Origin of the sequence: Citrobacter sp. Cy070, assembly GCF_030332245.1 — a bacterium.
Lineage (GTDB): Bacteria > Pseudomonadota > Gammaproteobacteria > Enterobacterales > Enterobacteriaceae > Citrobacter > Citrobacter youngae.
Window position 1 is genome coordinate 1 of record NZ_JAOWIG010000023.1, and the last position, 21,637, is coordinate 21,637.

The 21,637-nt window shown below is 40.6% G+C and carries 24 protein-coding genes; 18 read left to right on the top strand and 6 right to left on the bottom strand.

From position 1 onward, the window contains the following. Window positions 1-140 precede the first annotated feature (140 nt). The gene (locus OGY19_RS01805; protein WP_286596197.1) at window positions 141-659 is read left to right on the top strand and encodes an IpaC/SipC family type III secretion system effector; all 519 of its coding nucleotides are present in this window, start codon (window positions 141-143) and stop codon (window positions 657-659) included. Between the two features lie 77 nt (window positions 660-736). On the opposite strand, the gene OGY19_RS01810 is transcribed toward OGY19_RS01805, so the two are convergent. The 6 genes from OGY19_RS01810 to OGY19_RS01835 form a co-directional block, all read right to left on the bottom strand. Next, window positions 737-1,396 (bottom strand): type III secretion protein HrpE, encoded by a 660-nt coding sequence (locus OGY19_RS01810; RefSeq protein ID WP_101742242.1) that lies wholly within the window; start codon window positions 1,394-1,396, stop codon window positions 737-739. Next, complete coding sequence (locus OGY19_RS01815; protein ID WP_286596198.1) at window positions 1,389-1,925, bottom strand: hypothetical protein; 537 nt, start codon at window positions 1,923-1,925, stop codon at window positions 1,389-1,391. The genes OGY19_RS01810 and OGY19_RS01815 overlap by 8 nt, the downstream gene beginning before the upstream one ends. A 58-nt stretch (window positions 1,926-1,983) precedes the next feature. After that, window positions 1,984-2,715 (bottom strand): type III secretion system inner membrane ring lipoprotein SctJ, encoded by a 732-nt coding sequence (sctJ, locus tag OGY19_RS01820; RefSeq protein ID WP_286596199.1) that lies wholly within the window; start codon window positions 2,713-2,715, stop codon window positions 1,984-1,986. Further along, the gene (gene sctI / locus OGY19_RS01825) at window positions 2,712-3,023 is read right to left on the bottom strand and encodes a type III secretion system inner rod subunit SctI (protein ID WP_202927569.1); all 312 of its coding nucleotides are present in this window, start codon (window positions 3,021-3,023) and stop codon (window positions 2,712-2,714) included. Before sctI ends, sctJ begins: the two co-directional genes overlap by 4 nt. 78 nt (window positions 3,024-3,101) lie before the next feature. Then, a complete protein-coding gene (sctF, locus tag OGY19_RS01830; protein ID WP_101743353.1) occupies window positions 3,102-3,389 on the bottom strand; it encodes a type III secretion system needle filament subunit SctF in 288 nt (95 codons plus the stop codon). A gap of 26 nt (window positions 3,390-3,415) precedes the next feature. Continuing rightward, entirely contained in the window at window positions 3,416-4,693 is a 1,278-nt protein-coding gene (locus OGY19_RS01835) for a PrgH/EprH family type III secretion apparatus protein (RefSeq protein WP_286596200.1), read from the bottom strand. A gap of 173 nt (window positions 4,694-4,866) precedes the next feature. On the opposite strand from OGY19_RS01835, the gene OGY19_RS01840 reads away from it, so the two are divergent. From OGY19_RS01840 to OGY19_RS01920, 17 genes are all read left to right on the top strand, one after another. Beyond that, a complete protein-coding gene (locus tag OGY19_RS01840; RefSeq protein ID WP_286596201.1) occupies window positions 4,867-5,307 on the top strand; it encodes a hypothetical protein in 441 nt (146 codons plus the stop codon). A 14-nt stretch (window positions 5,308-5,321) separates the two neighbouring features. Further along, on the top strand, window positions 5,322-6,104 hold the full coding sequence (locus OGY19_RS01845; protein WP_257749196.1) for a helix-turn-helix domain-containing protein: 783 nt from the start codon (window positions 5,322-5,324) through the stop codon (window positions 6,102-6,104). A 203-nt stretch (window positions 6,105-6,307) separates the two neighbouring features. Then, window positions 6,308-8,056 carry a type III secretion system outer membrane ring subunit SctC gene (gene sctC, locus OGY19_RS01850; protein ID WP_286596202.1) on the top strand — a complete coding sequence of 583 codons (1,749 nt, stop codon included), beginning with the start codon at window positions 6,308-6,310 and terminating at the stop codon, window positions 8,054-8,056. A 3-nt stretch (window positions 8,057-8,059) separates the two neighbouring features. Beyond that, window positions 8,060-9,187: an HrpJ domain-containing protein gene (locus OGY19_RS01855; protein ID WP_286596203.1), complete on the top strand. Its 1,128-nt coding sequence runs from the start codon at window positions 8,060-8,062 to the stop codon at window positions 9,185-9,187. Between the two features lie 317 nt (window positions 9,188-9,504). Then, complete coding sequence (locus OGY19_RS01860; RefSeq protein WP_115643295.1) at window positions 9,505-11,535, top strand: EscV/YscV/HrcV family type III secretion system export apparatus protein; 2,031 nt, start codon at window positions 9,505-9,507, stop codon at window positions 11,533-11,535. A 4-nt stretch (window positions 11,536-11,539) separates the two neighbouring features. Beyond that, entirely contained in the window at window positions 11,540-11,944 is a 405-nt protein-coding gene (locus OGY19_RS01865) for an InvB/SpaK family type III secretion system chaperone (RefSeq protein WP_115643296.1), read from the top strand. Next, complete coding sequence (sctN, locus tag OGY19_RS01870; RefSeq protein ID WP_286596204.1) at window positions 11,944-13,245, top strand: type III secretion system ATPase SctN; 1,302 nt, start codon at window positions 11,944-11,946, stop codon at window positions 13,243-13,245. The genes OGY19_RS01865 and sctN overlap by 1 nt, the downstream gene beginning before the upstream one ends. Next, window positions 13,235-13,684, top strand: a complete 450-nt coding sequence (locus OGY19_RS01875; RefSeq protein ID WP_116359905.1) for a hypothetical protein — start codon at window positions 13,235-13,237, stop codon at window positions 13,682-13,684. Before sctN ends, OGY19_RS01875 begins: the two co-directional genes overlap by 11 nt. Beyond that, window positions 13,672-14,595 (top strand): hypothetical protein, encoded by a 924-nt coding sequence (locus OGY19_RS01880; protein ID WP_286596205.1) that lies wholly within the window; start codon window positions 13,672-13,674, stop codon window positions 14,593-14,595. Before OGY19_RS01875 ends, OGY19_RS01880 begins: the two co-directional genes overlap by 13 nt. Continuing rightward, the gene (locus OGY19_RS01885) at window positions 14,592-15,512 is read left to right on the top strand and encodes a FliM/FliN family flagellar motor switch protein (protein WP_286596206.1); all 921 of its coding nucleotides are present in this window, start codon (window positions 14,592-14,594) and stop codon (window positions 15,510-15,512) included. Before OGY19_RS01880 ends, OGY19_RS01885 begins: the two co-directional genes overlap by 4 nt. Window positions 15,513-15,521: 9 nt before the next feature. Beyond that, window positions 15,522-16,211, top strand: coding sequence for an EscR/YscR/HrcR family type III secretion system export apparatus protein (locus OGY19_RS01890; RefSeq protein ID WP_116359908.1), 690 nt, complete (start codon window positions 15,522-15,524; stop codon window positions 16,209-16,211). 2 nt (window positions 16,212-16,213) lie between these two features. Further along, window positions 16,214-16,474, top strand: coding sequence for a type III secretion system export apparatus subunit SctS (gene sctS, locus OGY19_RS01895; protein WP_101742613.1), 261 nt, complete (start codon window positions 16,214-16,216; stop codon window positions 16,472-16,474). Between the two features lie 10 nt (window positions 16,475-16,484). Continuing rightward, entirely contained in the window at window positions 16,485-17,246 is a 762-nt protein-coding gene (gene sctT, locus OGY19_RS01900; RefSeq protein WP_101742614.1) for a type III secretion system export apparatus subunit SctT, read from the top strand. Between the two features lie 5 nt (window positions 17,247-17,251). Next, entirely contained in the window at window positions 17,252-18,388 is a 1,137-nt protein-coding gene (locus tag OGY19_RS01905; RefSeq protein ID WP_286596207.1) for an EscU/YscU/HrcU family type III secretion system export apparatus switch protein, read from the top strand. Continuing rightward, window positions 18,378-19,028 carry a lytic transglycosylase domain-containing protein gene (locus OGY19_RS01910; protein WP_115602404.1) on the top strand — a complete coding sequence of 217 codons (651 nt, stop codon included), beginning with the start codon at window positions 18,378-18,380 and terminating at the stop codon, window positions 19,026-19,028. Before OGY19_RS01905 ends, OGY19_RS01910 begins: the two co-directional genes overlap by 11 nt. 138 nt (window positions 19,029-19,166) lie before the next feature. Then, window positions 19,167-19,847, top strand: coding sequence for a LuxR C-terminal-related transcriptional regulator (locus tag OGY19_RS01915; RefSeq protein ID WP_101742616.1), 681 nt, complete (start codon window positions 19,167-19,169; stop codon window positions 19,845-19,847). Window positions 19,848-19,877: 30 nt separating this feature from the next. Further along, window positions 19,878-21,632 carry an IpaD/SipD/SspD family type III secretion system needle tip protein gene (locus OGY19_RS01920; RefSeq protein WP_115601883.1) on the top strand — a complete coding sequence of 585 codons (1,755 nt, stop codon included), beginning with the start codon at window positions 19,878-19,880 and terminating at the stop codon, window positions 21,630-21,632. The last annotated feature ends 5 nt before the right edge of the window (window positions 21,633-21,637 follow it).

Below are 21,637 nucleotides of genomic sequence, written 5' to 3' on the forward strand. Positions count from 1 at the left end.
TAACGCTTACCGCTCATGGGCACCTCTCTTTAAGTCATCTTAAATGACTCTGAGGTGTCTGTTAAACCTGTGGCGATTCACAGTTACATAGTGGTTTAGGCAGCAGCGATACCAGCACAGGTAATGTGATAACAGTTTCAATGCCAAAAGCCAGTTCGCTGCTGACGCTGTTGATTGCCATGATAGAATCAGAAAATGAATCTTCAATTGCGGGTTATAAGATGTCTGGTGAGCTCGGTGTCATCAGTCAGGATTTCACCAATGCTGCGGCAGATGAATTACGCGAGCAGGGGATATTGGCTTTGTCATCGGGTATTACTAGCGGTACTACTCAGATGGTTGCTTCGGGAGTGGGGAGTGGGACGGGTTTCTTAAAAAATCAGGCGCACGCTTCTGCTGTTAGCCAAGGGGCTATGGGATTGGGACGAGGTCTTTCTGAGGCAGAACAAGGCTCGTTTGGTATGGAGACGAAAAATTCTGAAGCCGAGCAGACATCCCTGCAGGCAAGTAGTAAAATGATGGATCAAACTATGGAGATGAGCAAAGAAACAGCTCAAAAAGCGGCGCAAGTGATGAGTAGTCTTCTTTCTCTGATGGCTGATGTACGCCACTCGTCAGCAGATCTGGTTTCTACAGTCAGTAGCAATCTGAAAGCCTGATTGCTAACCGAAATATAAAAAAGGCCCGATATGTTTCGGGCCGTTATACGTGCTTAAAAATCAGAGAGCTAAATCGATTATTCCAAAACAGACTCTACTGCCTGCTGACGATATTCTTCAAGGCGTTCAGAAATATTCAGCGTAGCAAAAGACGCGGCAATAGCTAATTTAGCCAGCTGGGATGGCTGGCGCTGAAAATTACAGCACCATATTTCCTGTCCATATTCTACCCGTAACTCTTCAGCTTGACATGTTCGAAGTTCAACATCAATTCCGGACTGCTTAAAATGGTCACTGATGGATTTGGCTGAGCGAATGGCATAAGCAGGGAATGAAACGATAGCTTTGTAGTCCGTAATAGCATCACGTGATAGATAATGAGCTAAAAGTGCGAGTATATTTTCTATACCGGCCTCACTGGCAAATAATTGCTGCAACTGTTTCTCCAGTTGCAGTTGCGAACGTTGCAACAACTGTGATGTTGCAGATTCAACATTGCTGACGTAATCGACTACAGTTTGTGATGCCTTCTGTATTCCCTGAGTATAACCTTCTATCCAGGCAAGAGAACGCAATTCATCAGCCTCGTTTCTTGCATCACGGAGAATATGTTGAGCATGCTTTCTGGCAAGCAGCTCGAGTCTGGATGCACTGGTCGCTGAATTCAGCCATTTCGCTTTGATAAGTGGGGTATCTGGCAAATGATACTGCTTCGGAAGTGATATTTGTCTAAGCATATTCTAAGGCCTGCAAAAAAAGAAAGTATTCTTCAGAATAGATTTGGTCACCTCTGATATCTGGCTCTTGACATTCATCAGAGAAAAATAAGGCCAGTAGAGGGACAAGAGGAGGGGGAAATCGATTGTGCATTGCTTTTATCAACAATGTGCATGCATACTGTTCAAGCATAACGAGATCAGGTTGGCGATATTCCTCGTTTATGGGTAAAGATGAAAACCAGGGAATATAAAGGAAAGCGCGCTGTTTGGCCGTTAAAAGCGTGAGGGCGGCGGGAAACCGTACGAACATAGGAGCCAGTTGCCGTGATGCGGCCATTATCGATGCACTATAGATTTTGTCCCAGCGAGAAATAAAAAACATATTTTGTTCAGATAGTTGTAATAGGTCAATATCAATAGTGTTATGTGGCAACAGAAGTCTGTTTACAATAGTACGTGGCACATTGCGCAATTTAGCTACTCTGGTAATATTTGCCCAGTCAGCCGGCATTAGCACAATTTTGCTAAGCATAATTATCTCATTCATAGCTTATCCAATAATTAGCGACGAAAATAAATCGTCGCTAATGAAATATTGTGATTGATTACTCTGTCTCTTTCTTATAAATAAAACGTTGAGATATACGGGGCCAGAACACACCTAGCAAAATCAGAAATAATAGTAGAACTGAACATGCAATGATAACGGTGTATCCCCATAGCGGATGTGAAGGTCTGATATTCACTAACTTAAGCGGCGCGGATTGGCGGAACATAACCACAGATATATTTTCATAGTGCATATCCTGCAATCCGTTCTTTATAAATAGACGTATCTTATCTGAATATGCTGCCTCATCAATTGTTCCCTGATAGGTTATCAATACTGATGCCACCATTGAAGATGAATCATTATTTTCAGGGCTAATACCAGGATAACTCAAGTGCACTCGGGCGTTGGTAATATGCTCCAGTTCTTGCAGTGACTGACCCAGTCTCTGTTCAATAGCTGAGATCAGTCGTGCTTTTTCACCAAGGGGGGTCGACACCATAGCATCCGCAGGAAATTGTTGTGATATTTCAATATCCTCAGCAGATGGAAGGTTATAAGCAGTCAGTAATACCGTCGCTGAAGCCAGGCTTTCTGAGGAAACCTGAATGGAATATTTTCCTTTGCCACCGTCAACCTTGAAAGCATCGATATTATTCGACTCCAGAAGTGTAATTATTTCGTTAGCTTGCCTTTCAGATAATTGGTCAGCTAATTTTTCATTACATCCGCAAAGTAGAAACATAAGTAGTATCAGCGCAGTCTTTATATTCAATGATTTCATCATGTTTTTATTAATGTTTCGATTGCGGAAACACCCTTACGAGCCAGCGTACTATATAAACTGGTATCTATAGTATAAGCGCTCAGCTTGTTTTGCCATATTACGAGTTGCTCAGGGTCGGAAGTGACAGCTGGGTTATTCAATGCGGCGGTAATTCTGTCTTTTTCAACCTGGGTACCTGCTGCCAGTCTGGAGACTTCTTCAGCTAATCGCGTATCCAGATCAACCAAATCACCCGTGACTAAAGAGGGTTGTGATTCTGAAAAAGTGGGTGTCTGTAATGACTGCAATGATATCTGATTAATAGACATGCTCACGTTAGTACTCCCTGTCCTTAGGATAAATCGATAGCGGCAAAAGCAGTGGACCTGCCTTGCCGCACATCATTTTTACTTAAAGTTAGCAATAATGCCCTGGTCAATATCACGGAATGATTTAACAACGTTCGATTGCGCATTTTTATAAAGAGTATACTCAGATAATGCAGATTGGTATGCCGCCAGATTAGCGGGGTTACTTGGATCCTTTTGTAAAACCGTTAATGCATCATCCAGCGATTGTCTGAGGTCTTGTGTACCTTGCTCAAATCCTAAAGCCATATTGCTAATATATCCCGACCCAAACTCCAGGTCGGTTACAGTACTTGCATCATGCGATTTATTATCAAATGTGACCATTCTAATTGCCTCTTATTCCATTTAATTTAATAGGGATAAAGCCAGTGGTAATCAGACATGATGGCATAACTGTCATCACCGCTCCGATAGGTCAATGGCCGTAACCCCGGTTCGTCCAGTCCAAAATCAAACTGAACATATTCACCGCCAAACCTTTGTCTAAAACTGTCTATCGAATTCTGGATAACAGAATACTGTTCCCTATCGATAACACCATGAATAATAAAACTCGCTCTTAAAGGTGTAATGTCTGTTGTAAACTGAAATCCTAATTCATTGAGTTTGTGCTTAGCAGATGCAATGATTTCTTGATCGGCAAATGAACCAATGACTGTATTTTTTATCCACGGATAATCTTTACCAATCAACGTGTTAAAGGGTCTGTTGCACGTATCTTTAGTACAACGTTCTGTACTAAATATTATTGTTAAAGTTGAAGAATCAGCAAGTTCAATTTTATGGAATGGGATCTTCAGTTCGTGGAGCATTGCCGAAAGATCAAGGCGAGCCGATTCAAGAGATACAATGTGAATTTTTTCTGTATTAATATTACTTTTATTGAGTTCCTGCCAGCCCCAGCCTGCGTCGGTATCGTTCCTCACAATGACATAAATACTGCCATCCTTAAGTTTAACGATATCAGGATCAACAGGAGACAATAAAGACAGTACGGAAGCACTGTTATCCACCTTAGCGTAATAACCGATGAAAGAAGTGGCGGCGACAGAAAGGATAACGGTGCTGAGAAAAATCAGCCAATAAAGTTGGCGACGAAAATATGATCTATCGGTTGATACTTTAGCAAATGAAGGATCGGTAATGCTTTCATCCTGATTCAGAGAAGAAAGCGGCTCTCTGGAATAGTTTACAACGGCCTGATTCCAGTATTCACCCTTGATTTTTAAGGCAATAGTTATCAGGCCAATCTTAACTGGGTTGTTCAGGTTTAAAGCTCGAACTGAAGTCTCTCCGCCATTTTCCGAAGAAAGGGGGTCTTCTCCGGCGAGGGACAGCACCTGGCAAGATACAGCCACTGTTTCATTTTCAGCAGAAGTTATAAACGACAACAGAAAGCAGGTGCTCTGGTCTGTGGGGGCTGGGACGACAACAGTGTTGACGCTGCTAAAAATAGACTGCTGTTCACTTTGTTCCGCAGTTAATAACTGTTCCTGTGACATGAAGCGGACATGCACGTTTTCGCTGTGAGGTAATGGAATGTCTACTCCATACATCGAGCCAGAAAGCACCTTCATGACATAGTGGGGCAGGCAATCCATACCTGCACGCTGCGAATTCTCTTCCATAAAAATCCCGTACAAAAACAAGGTTACTATGCTCCTAAGTAGTCTAGGGGATATAAAAAATGAAAAGAATAAATATTTATTTATTCAACAAAAAAGAAAATAGAAAAAATAAATAAAAATTTATGTAATATTCTTATGAAAGACACTAGCCTATGTCAAAGCTAAGGTTCCTGATGATTAAAGGGGCATTCAATAGAAAAACGGCAGAGGCGTTTTCTCCCAAGGAATGGAACTTAAATATGAATAAACATTATATGTATAACGGGCCTTTATCATTTATTGCTGTAATGATTTTATCAACTGTGCTGTTCGGCTGCACAGTTAAAAAACCGTTAGAAAGAGACATCGCATTGGTGCCTGATGAACATATTACGCATTCTACGCGTTTATTCAGGCAACAGCTTGTATACTGTGCAACGCAGTATCTTGCCGAGACTCAACATCCAGATGCTGAAATTCAATGGAATCTTCAGTCAAAAACCTTAAAGATCAATAGCGCTGACCAAAATCTGGAACATTTCTTAAAAATCTGTGTAACGGACACCGTGGCAATGATGGCTTATGTTAACGATAGTGGAAGTATGACAATTTCTGCCAACCAGAGTTTTGAATAAAACGGATGTAGGCCATGAATGTTAAAGGAATTAAATGGTATCCAGGGAATAAAATTAGCCGCAGACAGTTATCTGAAAAATTTTTGCTATGCGTTTCACTAAACACTGAAAATAAATTGAATCAATGCCCAGGGAATGTGCGGTGTGAAAACCATATCTGGACGATTGGCGAACAGGGAAGATTTTCACAGCATTTAGTCTATGGCCGCCAGATCAGAGATTATCACCAGCAGTCACGGATTTTAACGGGTACTGTAAATGTAGGGTATTTTTCTGAATTGCTTGCATTTCTTGATGCTGCGTATCAGGTTTTTTCTGACATAAATACGTACTGGAATTCTGATACTCGACATAAGCATAATGGCAATATATGCTTAAGATATTCAGAACTAGAACAATTATTTATTATTAGATATATTCAAAGAATTGAAGATTTTGACTTTGCTTCATTATGTGAATTTATACGACAGCAAGAGTCTTATATGATCGCAAACTATCTTATAGGAAATTATATCAATAATGATATTAGCAATGTTACTAACTTGAGTGAACGTTACGGTTTGTCATACTCGAATTTCAGAAAAAAAACACAACTATATTTCGGTGATACAGTAAAAACCAGAATGCAGGCATGGCGATTGACAAAAACAATGCTGGATATTGTAGAGACAAAAGAAAGCCTTACTCATATAGCAATGAGCAATGGATTTAGCTCACAGTCTCATTTGAACCAGGTTATCTTATCCTCTTTCGGTATGACACCGTCCTCATTGAGGAAGATAAATGAAAAATTATAGTATCTGCCATTCTGAACAGTATGTGTTGTTCCAGCTAACCGACGAATATTTTATTGATAAGTATGCCGTTCTCTCAATGTTAGTGATGAAATTGAATCAATTTTTTGCGTGTGGAATTAGTATTAATGACGGCTGGGTTTGTTTGTTTCCACTTGAATGCTCGAATATGGAATTTCTCACGTCTTTCATGGATGGATATATCAATGTTTTTCAGGACTGAAGCCGCAATAAAAAATTTAAGTACACTCATTGTATTGGGTGTACTAAGCTATAGTGGAGCGGTTTCTGCTGTTGAGGATAATTTGACAAGTAATGGCATTCGCCAATCGATCCCCAGTAACGATGTCACTTTAACGGCACCAATTAATAGTTTTACTGCCAATAATAAGAGTGTTGATTTTGTTTTTAAAGCGATATCATCACAAACTAATAAACCATTTATTGTAAGCTCACGCGCAAAAAAATATTCGGTGACAGGCCGTTTCGATCTTAACAGACCAATGGAAATGGTCGAGCGCATTACGCATGACTTAGGGTTAATTTGGTACTTTGATGGTTCAATATATTATATATATGAAGCCTCAGAAGCTAAAACTGCAATCATTCATTTTCCAGCCAGAAGCTATAGAGATCTGGAGGATTTCTTGCACAGCAATGGTATGTATGATTCTCGATATCCACTTAAAATGAATATGCCATCCAATACACTTTATATCTCAGGGCCACCAAAATATATTGAAATCGTAGTTGGTATAGCTGGTTTTATGGGAGAGGGATATTCATCATCTAACAGCGAATTAGTCATTGATACAGTAAAACTGCGGCATGTGTTCGTGGATGATCGTACTTATAGCTATCGCGGGCAAACGAAAACGATGCAAGGCATTGCCACCACAATCAACAACTTGTTTTCTGATAATGGAGTTCAAGGAAAAAGTAATGTTGCAGTCAAAAAGCAAATTAAGCCAGAGTCTACAGCTGAAACAGAGATTCTCGAAGAATCTGGATTTGGCGTGCGTGCAGAATTTAACGATAATGGCAGAATTTCTGGCAGTGAAATTAAAGTATTGCCATTTTCAGGTCGTAATAGTTTGCTTATTAAAGGCACGCAAGATCAAGTTAACATGATAAAAGATCTTATTGCACGCCTTGATGTTCCTCGTAAACAAGTCGAGTTTTCACTTTGGATTATTGATATTAATAAGGATGATTTAGAACAAATAGGCGTAAATTGGCAAGGGCAATATAAAGTCGGTTCGAGCATCCAGACATTTTTTAATGCCACAAGTATCTTAACAAGCTCGCAAAGTGATATGTTTTTGGCAACCGTTAATGCGTTAAGTCAGAGGAATAAGGCGAATATTGTATCACGCCCCATCATCCTGGCTCAGGATAATATTCCGGCTATCTTTGATAATTCGCGTAGTTTTTATGTCAAATTGATGGGGGAAAGAGAAGTTTCGCTCCAGACAGTAACCTATGGTACTTCCATCAACGTTATTCCAATGATTTCAGATGATAATAAACTCGTTGAGATGAATATTGACATTACAGATGGAAATACTGTGGAAGATGATCAAGGTGATACTGCAACGGTAGATCAGTTACCGGTTGTGGGAAATACTGCTATCAGCACCATGGCTCGGGTGACTGCCGGTCAGAATCTTTTAATTGGTGGCTATACACGCGATCAGTTGTCTGATGGTGTTACTAAAATCCCATTGCTTGGCGATATTCCATTTATCGGTAATTTATTTAAAACAAAGACAAACAATTCCTCGAAGGCGGTAAGACTCTTTTTGATTCAGCCCAGGATACTAGAAGATGATTTTAGCCACAAAGATGCGCTTGATGGTTACATTAATGATGGATGGGATGCCATTAAAAATTATCAGAATAAGACGCAAAAAATTAATCAAGATGCTTTTATAACACCAACTCATCAGGGGTAGAATATGGCATTAGAATCTTTGCCAATGGCCAGTATCCGAAGTGCGGGAGGGATTGGCGATTTAAGCAACGTCCTTGTTAAGATGCAGGATGATGCTGAAGTGAAGGTGGAGAAAGGTTCTTTTTCAGTTGCGATGACTATGGCCGATGATATGTCAGCGTTATTGAGTTCTTTTCTGCAGAATAATCGTGCGGCGAAGGCAAAACCTTCATCACCAGAAAGTATTGCTGAAGAGTGTGAAGCCTCAATAAAGGAGAAAACGCCAAACTGTGTGATGAAAATCAATGATTTTGCCAAAGGTGGAGCAATGACAGCAAAACAATTATTAAATTATCTGCATCAGTTATTCGCCGACCCGACAGAAATTGCTTTACTTCTTCACGCGTTTATCTTGATGAAAAAGAAGAAAAAAGAAAATGATGAGTTGCCTGATATTTCTTTGGATATTCTGGAGTCTGCTCTTGAAAATCTAATGAAGGGACCTGACAGGAAAAAGATAAAAGCAGGCATTAACAGTGCAAATACAGCAAGAAAATTTAGTTTGCAACTAAAACAAAACGAACAGTCATTGCGTAAAGCTTATGAGGGGTTTCTTACGCAGGACCTTGATCCACTAGAAATATACCAGATGTCGATTGAGAAATTTGGCATTGAAAATCGCTACGCTGTGCTGGATTACTATTCCCAGGCACTGCATTGTGATATTAATAGTTACGACCCTTCATGCAGCGCACTTGAATTTGGCACTTTGCTTGAAGCAAATTTTAGAATGAATATACTTCGTTCTGCCGATAAGATGTTTATGTCGAAGATGAATGAAGGTGAGTATATTCCATCAACAAATGAAAGAGATTTCAGATTGCTTGATTTCTTCTTTCATATTGTTTTGCAACCTGATGAAACTAAGAATTTAACGATTGAACTGATTAACAACTGTATGAAATATTATGTAGGTAGCGATAAAACCAACTTTGTCCAACAAATTTATTCTGCTATTAAGCCACTTCCATTCGGGATCTTTGCAGATGATCTGGCCGATGCTGAAAAAATGAAAATGAGTGTTGAGAATACTCTTGCAATGATTATCGACGGGTTTTCTCGTTTTACTCATATCAGAAGGACATATGGTTAATAGCGGACTGGAAGATAAGGTATGCAATTTGCTAGCCGGAGAAGAAATCTCTGTTACATTCAAGGGAAGTTTATTCCGCTGCTGTCGATATGGAGTATGGTACTTTGTAATGGTGGAAATGCCCATAGGTGTGATCGATCTTTCTGCATGGATATATAATAACAGTGAAATGCTTAGTTACAATGAGCAAGTTCTATCGCATAACGATAAAGTCTATTATTGTGTATTGCAGAAAAAAATAGATATAGCTCTTATATACGAGAGATTTATAAAGTATATAGAGTGTAATTAACATTATAGCGTAGTCTGAGATACATATGTGGCAAAAAATAGCGCAGAGACCAGAATTATTTTTGGTTGTGTTGATGATATTAATATTAGCCATGTTGATTATACCACTACCAACATGGCTTATTGATGTACTATTAGCTTTTAATATTACATTTTCTATTTTAATTTTTATTGGCACATTTTATATACAGAAAGTGTTGGAATTTTCTGCATTGCCTTCACTTTTGCTCATTACAACGCTCTTTCGTCTTGCGTTATCTATCAGTACCAGCCGTATGATACTGGTGCAAGCTGATGCAGGACACATTATTACAACATTTGGTAACTTCGTTATTGCTGGGGATATTATTGTTGGTTTTATCATTTTTTCAATTGTTACACTTTTTCAATTTATTGTTATAACAAAAGGTTCAGAGCGTGTCGCAGAAGTTAGTGCACGTTTTTCTCTGGACGCCATGCCCGGTAAACAGATGAGTATTGATGCCGACCTGCGAGCGGGAAATATTGATGCTGATGATGCCCAACGGCGACGCTCCATGCTGGAAAAGGAGAGCCAACTGTATGGTGCATTAGATGGCACAATGAAATTTATCAAGGGTGATGCAATTGCCAGCATTGTGATTATCTTTGTCAATTTCATTGGTGGCGTATCTATTGGCATGGGGCGTCATGGTATGTCCTTTAGTGGGGCTACCGATGTCTATACGATTTTAACAATTGGTGATGCCTTGGTCGCTCAGATTCCTGCTTTGCTTATTTCCATTGGTACCGGCTTTGTGGTAACAAGGGTTAGTGAGGATGGAAAAAATCTGGGTAACAATATCATTGATCAGATTTTCCAGCGTGATTTTGTTTTGATTGTTACGGCAATTGTAGCCATTTTAATTGGTTGCCTTCCGGGATTTCCATTGATAATTTTTATGTTTATAGCTGGTATTATTCTTGCGGTTTATATTAATCGTATGATGAAATCTAAAAAGCAGGCAACGTCTTCGGGGAGTATAAAAACGAATTCAGGGGGAAGTTTTGGTAGTGAAGGAAATACTCTTTTACCCACAGCAAGTATTATACCTGAAACTGTACCGTTGATGGTAATGCTTCCAGAGCAAGATTTTAACAATCTGGATCTTGAACATTTTGGCATGCGTTTTTCACAGGATTTTTACCTTAACTATGGCATTGAACTCCCGAAAGTCAGTGTGGTAATGAGCCCAAACGTACAGTTGAACCATGTTGTTGTCCTGATCAATGAAGTTACTGCAGGTGTATTTCCAATTAACTTTGGGCATTTCAAACTTTTGAATCTTGACGGTATTATTGATTTACCCGGCATTGATGTAATCACCACTGAATATGGAAATGAAAAAGAATACTGGGTCGCCGAACAGAGCCAGGAGTTATGTTCATCTTTGGGATTTACGTTGCGTTCGGCAGAAGATGAAATGATGCTTTCTTTTCAGTTGCTGGTGACCGCACAGATCCCTGAGTTGTTTGGTATCCAGGAAACCAAAAATATTATGGATAAATTTGAACGCCAGTATCCTGAGTTATTAAAGGAAACTTACAGGCATTGTACTGTCCAGCGAGTATCTGAAGTCTTACAGCGTTTGTTAAGTGAACGTATTTCAGTAAGAAATATGAAAGCAGTGCTGGAAGCGTTGGCGATGTGGGGCGGGAAAGAGAGAGATACGATCCAGTTGGTAGAGCATGTGCGCAGTGCGTTAGCTCGCTATATTTCAGATAAGTTTTCTACTGAAAATGTATTGTCAGTTATGGTGTTATCACCTGAGATTGAAAATAAAATCCGTAAGGGAATTAAAACATCTGCTTCTGGATCATTTATTAATATGGAACCGGCAGATAATGAGTTTGTTATTGACAGGTTTGAGCATCATTTATTGAACCTTTCACGAAAGGATGTTGTATTTCTAACTGCAGTTGATATCAGACGCTATACTAAACGTTTGATAATGTCGCAATTTACTGATCTGGATGTCATTTCATTTGGCGAAATATCAGAAAGTGTTAAAGTTAACGTAATCAAAATGGTGGATTAATTAAATGGATGTTTCAAAAATTGTAGATATTCTCAAACAGGCGCTTGAGGTAATGGGATGCGATCCATCGTTGATCTCTGATATAGATCATCATTCCACAATCGAGCTTAGTTTTGGTGAAAAACCGTCAATTATGTTTAGTACTGTTAACGGTGTTGTGGTTCTTTGGAGTGCTGTTGCAAAATATGATAGTCATGCCTTATTAAATGCTGCTCCACAACTTATCGAATCATTGGTTGCAACTTGTGATTGGAGCATTACAGGCCAGCTACAGCTAGTTGAAGATGATGGAAGTTTTGTTTTAAGAGTATTTTTAAGTGAAAATGTAATTGAACAAGGTGAGTCATTGGCGGATGTATTGAACCAGTTTTATGAGCGCGTAGACGAATTTAGCCAGGCGCTAAAATAATGCAGGAAATCTTGCTTAGTGATATTTTTGATTGTAACGCCAGGATAACATCGATTCAGGGGACGATCATTGCTGCACCGTTGCGCCATACTTTTATTGGGGAACGATGTCGTATTTATCGCTCTCTGAGCGATCCTCGTGTCATTGGACAAGCAGAGACTATCGGTTTTAGCCAGGGCAATGCTGTGCTGTGCCTGCTGGGCGGATCTGATGGTATTTCATGTTCCAATATTATTGTTCCGGACGGTACTGCTTTTTCTCTTTCAGTATCGATGGACACGCTGGGTACAGTTATTAATGCACAAGGCGAGATTTGTGAACGTTTTGCGTCACCACCCCCTGACAACGCATCTTTACCGATGTTTCGAACCATTATGCAATCTCCGCCAGATTACAGTGAGCGGCGGCCAATCGATAGCTTATTTGCGACAGGTGTCAGAGCTATCGACGGGTTATTAACTTGCGGTATAGGTCAACGTGTAGGGATCTTTGCTGGGGCTGGAGCCGGAAAAACGTCCTTAATGACAATGATCATTAGCCATTCATCTGCAGATGTTTACGTTATTGGACTGGTTGGTGAACGAGGCAGGGAGGTTACCGAGTTTTTAGCTGAAGGGATCCCGGAGGATAAGCGTGATAAAATTATTGTCGTCTATTCTACTTCTGATCGGCCCGCTGTCGAAAGGCGGAATGCAGCGCTTATTGCCACCACTATTGCTGAATATTTTCGTGATGCCGGCAAGAATGTTGTGTTGATGATTGATTCAATGACACGCTATGCCCGTGCGCTTCGTGACGTCGCGCTTTCCGCTGGAGAAATGCCTGCAAGACGCGGTTACCCATCATCTGTTTTTGATAATTTGCCACGAATCCTGGAAAGAAGTGGTAAAACTCAATTCGGCAGCATTACAGCGTTCTATACGGTACTGCTTGAAGAAGAAGAGGAAGTAGACCCCATCGGTGATGAAGTGCGCTCAATTCTTGATGGGCATATTTATCTTTCCAGAAAACTGGCTGGTACAGGGCATTATCCGGCAATTGACGTATTACGTAGCGTCAGTCGTGTAACGCGTGCAGTATCATCTGATGAGCAGCGTGAAGCTGCATCTTTATTTCGAAATTACTTGTCAAAACTGGACGAGTTGAAGCTGATGATTGAATTAGGTGAATACCAACCGGGTGAAAATCCAGCCACAGATAAAATTGTTGGGAAAACTGACATTATAAAGAATTTTCTCCAGCAAAAGATGGAAGATAAAACATCATTTACACAAATGTTGGAGTCACTATATGCCATATAAAAGTATGGAAAATCTGTATTCAACGTACTGCGATAGCCTTGTTCTGAAAGTGACACGTATTGAACGCGAAATTGAACGATTAAAAAATTTGCTGATTGCTAATGCTGAAGGTCATAAGGAGACTAATGACTGTATCATCACCTTATGGCATGGAGTTACCGAAAGTGAAGTAACGAAAGACAATATATATGCTATTAAAAGAAAAGAATCATTGTTGCTCTCAGTTTTATATCGTCTGGATTCGGAAAAAGATGAATTAATTGCAAGTCAGCATGAACAAGAAGATGAAAAGTCGCGTCTGTTGCAATTACGCGCCAGCTATGAACGAAAAAAGCGTAAGTGGTCTTTATGCCAACAAAAAGTTAAACGCCTGCGTAGTGTCAAAAAAATTGCTCTGGAAGAATATTCTATAGAGGAATGTATTGCATGGAAAATATAAAATCATCATCAGTAGAAGCGCATTTATCAGAAAACATAGGTTCTTGTGACAGTGTGCAATCTATTGATTGTATTATTCAGAAATTATTGAATGATACTGATACCAAGTGGAAAAAGAATACTAAGATTGAGGCTTTTGACGGTAACAAAGATGAGAAAAAAGGAGATAAGGGCACCGAGCAAACTGATCAGATTGCGGTATCGGTAATATTAGCTGGGGAAGCGCTATCATCGTCTCTGTCGGCCAGATTCGTGCAGCAGCTACAAACGAATAGTACGGGCAATAAGTCTGTATCTAATGTGCCGACACGTATTTCCGCCGGGAATATTAGCCAACATGCCAGCGTTGATGTAGGGCGATTAAAGGAAGAAGCCCTGATCCACAGTGGAGCGGCAGCAATTTTTACCGCAGCGGTTCCGCAACATCATGAGAATACTCAGAAATCTGATAAGAAAAAAAATGAATCTTCAGAGGTAACAGTTCTGTCTGCAATGCCAGTCCCTGACAAGGCTATCGTTGAATCTGGATGGGTAACGGAAAAGCTATTATCTGGAGAACGCGGAAAGGAGACAGTTATTCAGCAGCAATTAAAGTCTGCCAAAGATGTAGCGCTTGCAGTAAACACGAAATCGAATGTGACCGAAGTGAGCTGGACCTTTCCTACTCAACAAACGGCCCAGGTATGCATAGAACACGCACAGAATAAATCTGATACGCAAATACAAATTATGCCATCGGACATTGAAACTGAACAACAGCTGGTAAATTTCCAACAGCAATATCCTTTGCACGGATTGCGTGTAGATGGTGCCGTGTCGACGGCGAATGACTATCTACAGAATCAGCAAAACTCACAGCAGCAGAATGAGGCAAACCAGGATGTTTTAAATGACGAAGAGGAGGAGACGTGAATACCATTCTTTCGTGTTTACGGCACCTGGATGTCACAGAAAACCTGATCATGCAGTACTGCGCACGCAATTCTATCGCGTTGCTGACAAATCAGAAACGAATGCAGGGAGCATTCATTCGCTGTAGCGGTGTTCACGCCGGAACGGAGATATGTTTTTTTGTCTCTGCAGAAACGCTTTTGCAGAAATATGGCATGCAGGATGCTCGATTTTCTGTTCAGCAGATGGGAAACAAATTTATTTCTACATTGTACGGTGAGCTGTTATTTAATCTCTCCTTGGGGACTGAGTGGTTTTCAGCACCTATTGCTGAAGTTGTTATTGAGGACCCAGAATGTCAGATTCCTCTGCATGAAAAATTCTACAGTGCCGGTGATGATGCTGGTTTTGTTTGGTTTCCAAAAACATCCCTAACCTCATTAGATGTGCTGGTTACGGAAACAGTAAACGATTGCCAGCATTTGCTTTGTCCCATCAAAGTATCTCTCGGATTCACATCGTTACCTGTGAGTGATATCGAAAATTTGACCATTGGTGATGCCTTGTGGATTACAAATGTTCAGATTTACCTTTATGTCGGAAACATAGAATATTGTGCGATTCAATATGAACAACACAGTTTTACTGAAAGTGAGGATATTATGGATAGTCAAACAAATAATGCTCTTGTTGATAAGTTATGGACGGCAGATGGACTCAAACTAAACATTGAGTTTGTACTCAGTGAAACAACCATGACATTAGCAGAAATTAGTAAAATACAAACCGGCGATGTATTAGATGCCCAGATTGGTCTGGGAGACAATAAAGTTGATGTTGAACTCCGGGTTCAGGGACAAACGTTAGCAAAGGGAGAACTTGTTTTACTGAATGATCGCCTGGCGGTGGAAATAGAGGAAGTTTACAACACATTGTGAGATGAAATTATGACGGATTATAACAGCATTGGTCTGGTAGGGATTCTGAGTCTTGCGACACTTTTGCCATTTTTCATTGCGGGCGGAACGTGTTTTATTAAATTCTCTATTGTTTTTTCATTGATACGCAACGCCATAGGCTTACAGCAGGCGCCATCCAATATGACCTTGAATGGTATCTCACTACTATTAACTGCTTTTGTCATGTCGCCAGTTGCCCTGCAGGGCTATGAATATTATCGCCAGGAAGGTGTCTCTTTCGACAATGTTGAGTCAGTGCAAAACTTCATCGATAACGGCATTTCTGGGTATAAAAATTATTTATACCGATTTTCTGATAAAGAACTCCTTACATTTTTTAGTAATATCTATCAGCAGCAATATCCCGTAACGGATGATCATCAGGTTGTTGGGGTTAAACCAACAGTTGAAAATAGCTCGTTATTTACGCTGTTAGCGGCTTATTCGCTGAGTGAAATAAAAAGCGCCTTTGTTTTAGGTTTCTATGTTTATCTTCCTTTTATTGTAGTGGATCTGTTAGTTTCCAACGTATTACTGGCTCTCGGCATGATGATGATGAGTCCTGTAACAATATCATTACCAATAAAATTGGTACTTTTTGTTGCCATTGATGGCTGGTCTAAGATTGCGACCGGCATGGTCATGCAGTACGCAGCGTTATGGAAAACGGCGGGATAACAATGGATGGTATCTTTTATATAGGCAATAAAGCACTATATATGGTCTTAATATTATCTTCAGTTCCGGTTATTGTCGCAACGGTGGTGGGGATAGTTGTGGCCATTCTTCAGGCAATTACTCATATTCAGGAACAGACCTTGCCATTTGGTATTAAATTGCTGGCAGTATGTGCCGCGCTTTTTATGACTGCACCCTGGTTTGTTTCCAGCCTGAAAAATTTCTCTGCCGAAGTGTTGGCCCTGGCATTCCAGATACCCTAATGAGTCGCCTATGAATGTTTATGTGCTCTACCATGAATATATCCTGTTGATTGTTATCGGGATGGCCAGACTTCTGCCAATAACATTTTTCTTACCCTGGTTTAACAGCCAGGTGCTAGGGGGCATGTTAGCCAAAAATGTGATTACGTGCTTTATGCTTCTTGGTTTTTTGCCTCTGCTGAGTGTACAGTTTCCACTGGCGCCGGCAGCGGCACCAATGGTGATTATCGTTCGGGAAGCGATTATTGGTTTACTATGCGGTATTTGCCTGTCAGTGCCATTCTGGATTGCTTTGGTGGTAGGTGAGGTCATTGACAACCAACGCGGAGCAACTATTAGTAGTACTATGAATCCAGGTATAGGGGTTGAAACTTCTGTTTTCGCCAGTTTTATGAACTATTTCTACGGCGCGACTTTTATGCTAAGTGGCGGAATGGTTACGCTTTGTGAGGCGATAAAAAAAAGTTATCAAATATTTCCGGTAGCACAATCCTTTCACTTTGATAAAGCATTAGCATTGCAAGTGGTTCATCTTGTTAATGAGTTAATGCTGAAGGCTTTAATTTTGGTAGGGCCTATCGTCGTCGCTTTATTTGTCACAGAATGCGCGCTTGGTTTACTTTCACGTTTCGCATCACAATTGAATGCTTTTTCTGTCGCATTAACATTAAAGAGTGTTATCGCCATTTTTGTTCTGTTGATTTATTTAACACCATTACTTATCACCCAGTTGGCAGGATTACGACTGAGTGATTTTTTACCGAAGAGTTAAGTATAATGAGTGAAGAAAAAACAGAACAGCCAACACATAAGAAGAAAGATGATTCTGCTAAAAAGGGACAGATGTTTCTTAGCCGAGATTTTGTAGGGCTACTTACGTTAATTGCGGTCTCATCTTTTGTATGGATGACCATCAATGCGAGGGAGTTGACATTTTATTTCGATTTATTCGTCAGTAGTGGTTTCATACTATCAACGGGAGAATATGCGCGACTGGTATTTACAACAGCGTTTAAAATTATCTCTGGTATTGCCCTGATTTCTGTTTTCACTTCGGCACTGATGACATTGATACAAACACGTTTTAAAATGGCGTCGGAGGCGATTCGATTGGATCTGAATGCTATTAATCCAATAAAAGGATTTAAAGAAATATTCAGTATCAGGGGGCTGAAAGACAGTGTAAAAGCTATTTTGTATCTTGGGATGGCACTCACTGGGTTTAGTGTTTTTATTATAAAATATCATGCTCGATTATTTACTATACCGACTGGCGGGATCCAGCATTTTATTAATGTGTGGCGTGGGCTGATGCCATTGCTTTTTTGTTATACCTTGTTGCCGTTTTTAATTATTATGGCGTTTGATGCTTTGGTTGATTTTTATTTATATATTAAAGATTTGATGATGACCAAACAAGAAATAAAGCAAGAGTATAAAAATAATGAAGGTGATCAACACATTAAAAGCGCGCGTAAGCAGTTGCATCGTGAATTGCTTTCTGAACAAACTAAAGCAAATATATTGACTTCAAAAATGGTGTTGGCTAACCCGACGCATATCGCATTGGGAATTTATTTTAATCCCACGGTAATTGGCTTGCCTTTTATTTCAGTTGTCGAGAAAAACTCTCGTGCTGTTGCGGTTATTGCTTTCGCGGAAAAAAACAATATCCCTGTTATTCGCAATATTTCGCTGGCACGAAGAATTTTTAAGACGGCAAAAATTTATACTTTTATTGATAGCAGCAGTATTGATGAAATAATGCGCTTACTGACCTGGCTAGAGCAGATGGAACAAGCATGGAAAGATGATATTCCTCAGAATGACGCGCCAGGAGAGATGGCGGTTGATGTTAAATGCGATAAAGAAAATGCGGAAACAAACAAGGAAGGGGATGGAAATGCGCCATAGTATATTTGTTTTACTGTGTTGTTTCATGCCTCCTGCGATGGCAGCGCAGTGGTGTTATGAAGATGCTCAGGGAATCATGTATGTCGAACAGCAACGAACATCAAACAAGGGGCGGCGATGCGCTATCGCTAAAAATGATGCCGTGCAACGCTGGCAGGCCACGAAAGCCAATTCCGCCATTCGCATATCACGTTCCTCACCGCGGCGTCAGTTTACGACACAGATGGCAAACGGTCGTTACGATAAGGTTATCGGCCACTATGCCAGGCAGTATGGTGTCGATCCATATCTCGTTAAGGCGGTTATGGCCGTTGAGTCCGGATTTAATCCGGACATTATCTCGGCAAAAGGCGCTGTGGGTTTAATGCAATTGATGCCTGATACAGCGAATCGCCTGTCTTTAGCATTGGGCTATTCTCTCGAAAAGCATAGATTATCTGATCCTGAGATGAATATTCATCTTGGCACTTATTTGCTCTCGGAATTGACGAAACGCTATAGAAGTAATCCCGAACTGGTTCTGGCCGCATATAATGCGGGAGAGGGGAACGTTTCAAAGTATAACAATCAAATCCCTCCGTTTAATGAGACACATAAATATATTAAAAATGTGATAAATGAGTATAAAGCCATTCATTAATGAAATGATTTAATGTGTTTTTAATTCTAAAGTTAGAATAAATAATTTGAGTTGCGTTGCCCTGCATGAAATTATCGTAAATAATTTATTTTTAGCTAATTAAGGATTGATTAGCGTTTGCATAAGAAGGAATCGAGTATGTCCCATAAATTCCTACATTCCCGACTCTCCGTTGCGGTTGCCAGTGATGAACCGATTGTTATTACAGGATTACGCAGCTTGCTTGCCGGGTATGCGGATATTGCATTTGTAACTCATTCGCGAAATGAATTGATTCACGCGTTATCAGGCAAGTGCGATGATAAAAATTTAGTGTTGATTGTTGATGTATCTTTTGACTGTCAAAATAATAATGATGCCAGTCACTATATCTCGAGAATTCAAAAGGTAGCACCGGAACTCAAGCTGATTGCGCTGGTAAGTGAAAACTACACGTTTACTCCCACGCTCCGCCGTCTCCGGGCGTCAGGGGTACACGCGTTAATCAGCAAGAAAGATGATTTGGAACGTTGTCTGCCAAAAGCATTATCTGATTTGGTGGCAAAGCGCTTTTATTCTTCTCCGCGGATCCAACAGACGGATATAACTACTGGTTATGCTCAACAGCAGTCCCAGTTAACTTCGAGAGAACTCGAAATTATTCGCCTGTATGCACGAGGCATGCGGGTAAAGGAGATTGCAAACCTTCTCAAGCGTTCAGTCTGTACGGTTGCGGTACATAAGCACAACGCGATGCAGAAACTTGCAATTACCAGCAACATACAATTGCTTCATTATGTGCAATCTCAGGATACGCTTGCCGGGATGTCAGGTAGCTAAAACGTTGCACACCTTTCAGGGAAAGATACGATGTCTACAAGTATCACAACAGCAGGACAAATTTCATTTTCAACTCTATGTACAACCACGGACGCGGTTTCTTCATCGCCTGAGGTGGTACAAGCTTCGACAACTGCCAACACTGCAGAAACGGGTACGCGACGCCAGCAGGTAATTGATATATTGACAGAAAAACTGGCAGTCTATTCTGAACAGTATCATCAGCTGCTCAACAAAGGGATCCTTATCGATACGGCTCCTGCACAGGCCGTATTGAAATCGTCTCTCTCTCGGTTCATGAGCACTGGTGTTTCAAGCGAAAAGAGCGTGGGAGAATCTTTAGAGGACTCCGCTGCTGGGGGGTCACTCTGGGACATCACTTTCGACAAAAACATGGATAAGGACGGTGATGGCAAGATTGATGATGATATCGATTTCAGCACCTCTATCTGGTCAAATGATAACGATCATGGCAATGGGGTGAATTATCCCGAGAGTGACTGGGAAATTTATGCGGATGTTAGTACTGAGCTTGCTGGGCTGCAAACGGATTATATGGATGTATATACCGATCTTGCTAATCAAAGCGTTGAATTTCTCAATGATGTTAACAGCTTTAAAGCGCGGATGGTGACATTTGTCTCCAATAGCGACGATAAAATGAAAATTGAGATGAGCAGTGTAATGGAGGAACTCAATGCCATAATTGATGGGTGGGGGATATATGATGCTAACGGTAATATCAACCTGACGCCCATTAACCCTGAAACGACTTCCGGCCCCTATCCTGAACGCGGACCTGTGGCTATCCGCGGATTAGATGCCCAGGGAGTCTATTATTGGGCTACACAACTGGAGTTAACCGATCAGCTTGTTATTGCAACGCATGAAGAGGCAGGATCTGATGGGAAAATGAATACAGGTAACCCTGGAGATGATATAGATAATATTACGGTGGTTGATTCGGTTGCTAATCTTAATGAACCACCAGAAGAGGACTGTCGGCTTTATTTGGTGATGGAAGCTGATGGCACTTATAGCCTGTATGTCTACCCTGATCTACAACCGATTCGTGACGCAATAGATTCTACAGTAGGTTTATATGGAAACGGTACAATCGGTAAAGACAACCCATTCAATATTGGGGCACCAACAAATCCACCTGCAAGCTCGTTACTACCGCAACAACTGATTGCCGACGAGCGGTATTATGGCGATACGAAGAATTCGTATGATTATGAGCATTACTCTGGTGGTGACACAACTGAAAAGTATTATTATATGATGCCAACAGCTGAGGACTTAACGTATGTAAATCCAGTTCTCTTGGATATTGCGGGATGGTATGTACCTGAAGGTTATACAGCCGTGATTATAAAAGATAGAGGTGGTTCTGATCCATCTGACTACCTTTTAATCCCAACAAGCTTACTGACACCTTCACCTGAGGACGGCTTAAGTAACGGCTCTACGGTGCATGTCACAGAGCCTCTGGTTATTCAGGCTGAATCTTATAAAATGGGTAATAGCTCTGAACGCACTGACGTGTGTATTTCTACAGGTGCAGATTGGGATTATACTAACAGCACAGCTGTCACTATCAGCAGCGGTATGTTTAACGAGTGGGAAAACTCGATGAACACGATGTCCAGTACAGTAGAAAGCCAGTCACAAGTTATGTCAGAAAAATTAAGCCAGGCTAATACCATCTTCAATAACCTGACCAAGGTATTGTCGTCGACGATAGAAGCTCTACTGGAAACCCAAAAAGAGTTCCTGAAATAGGTATT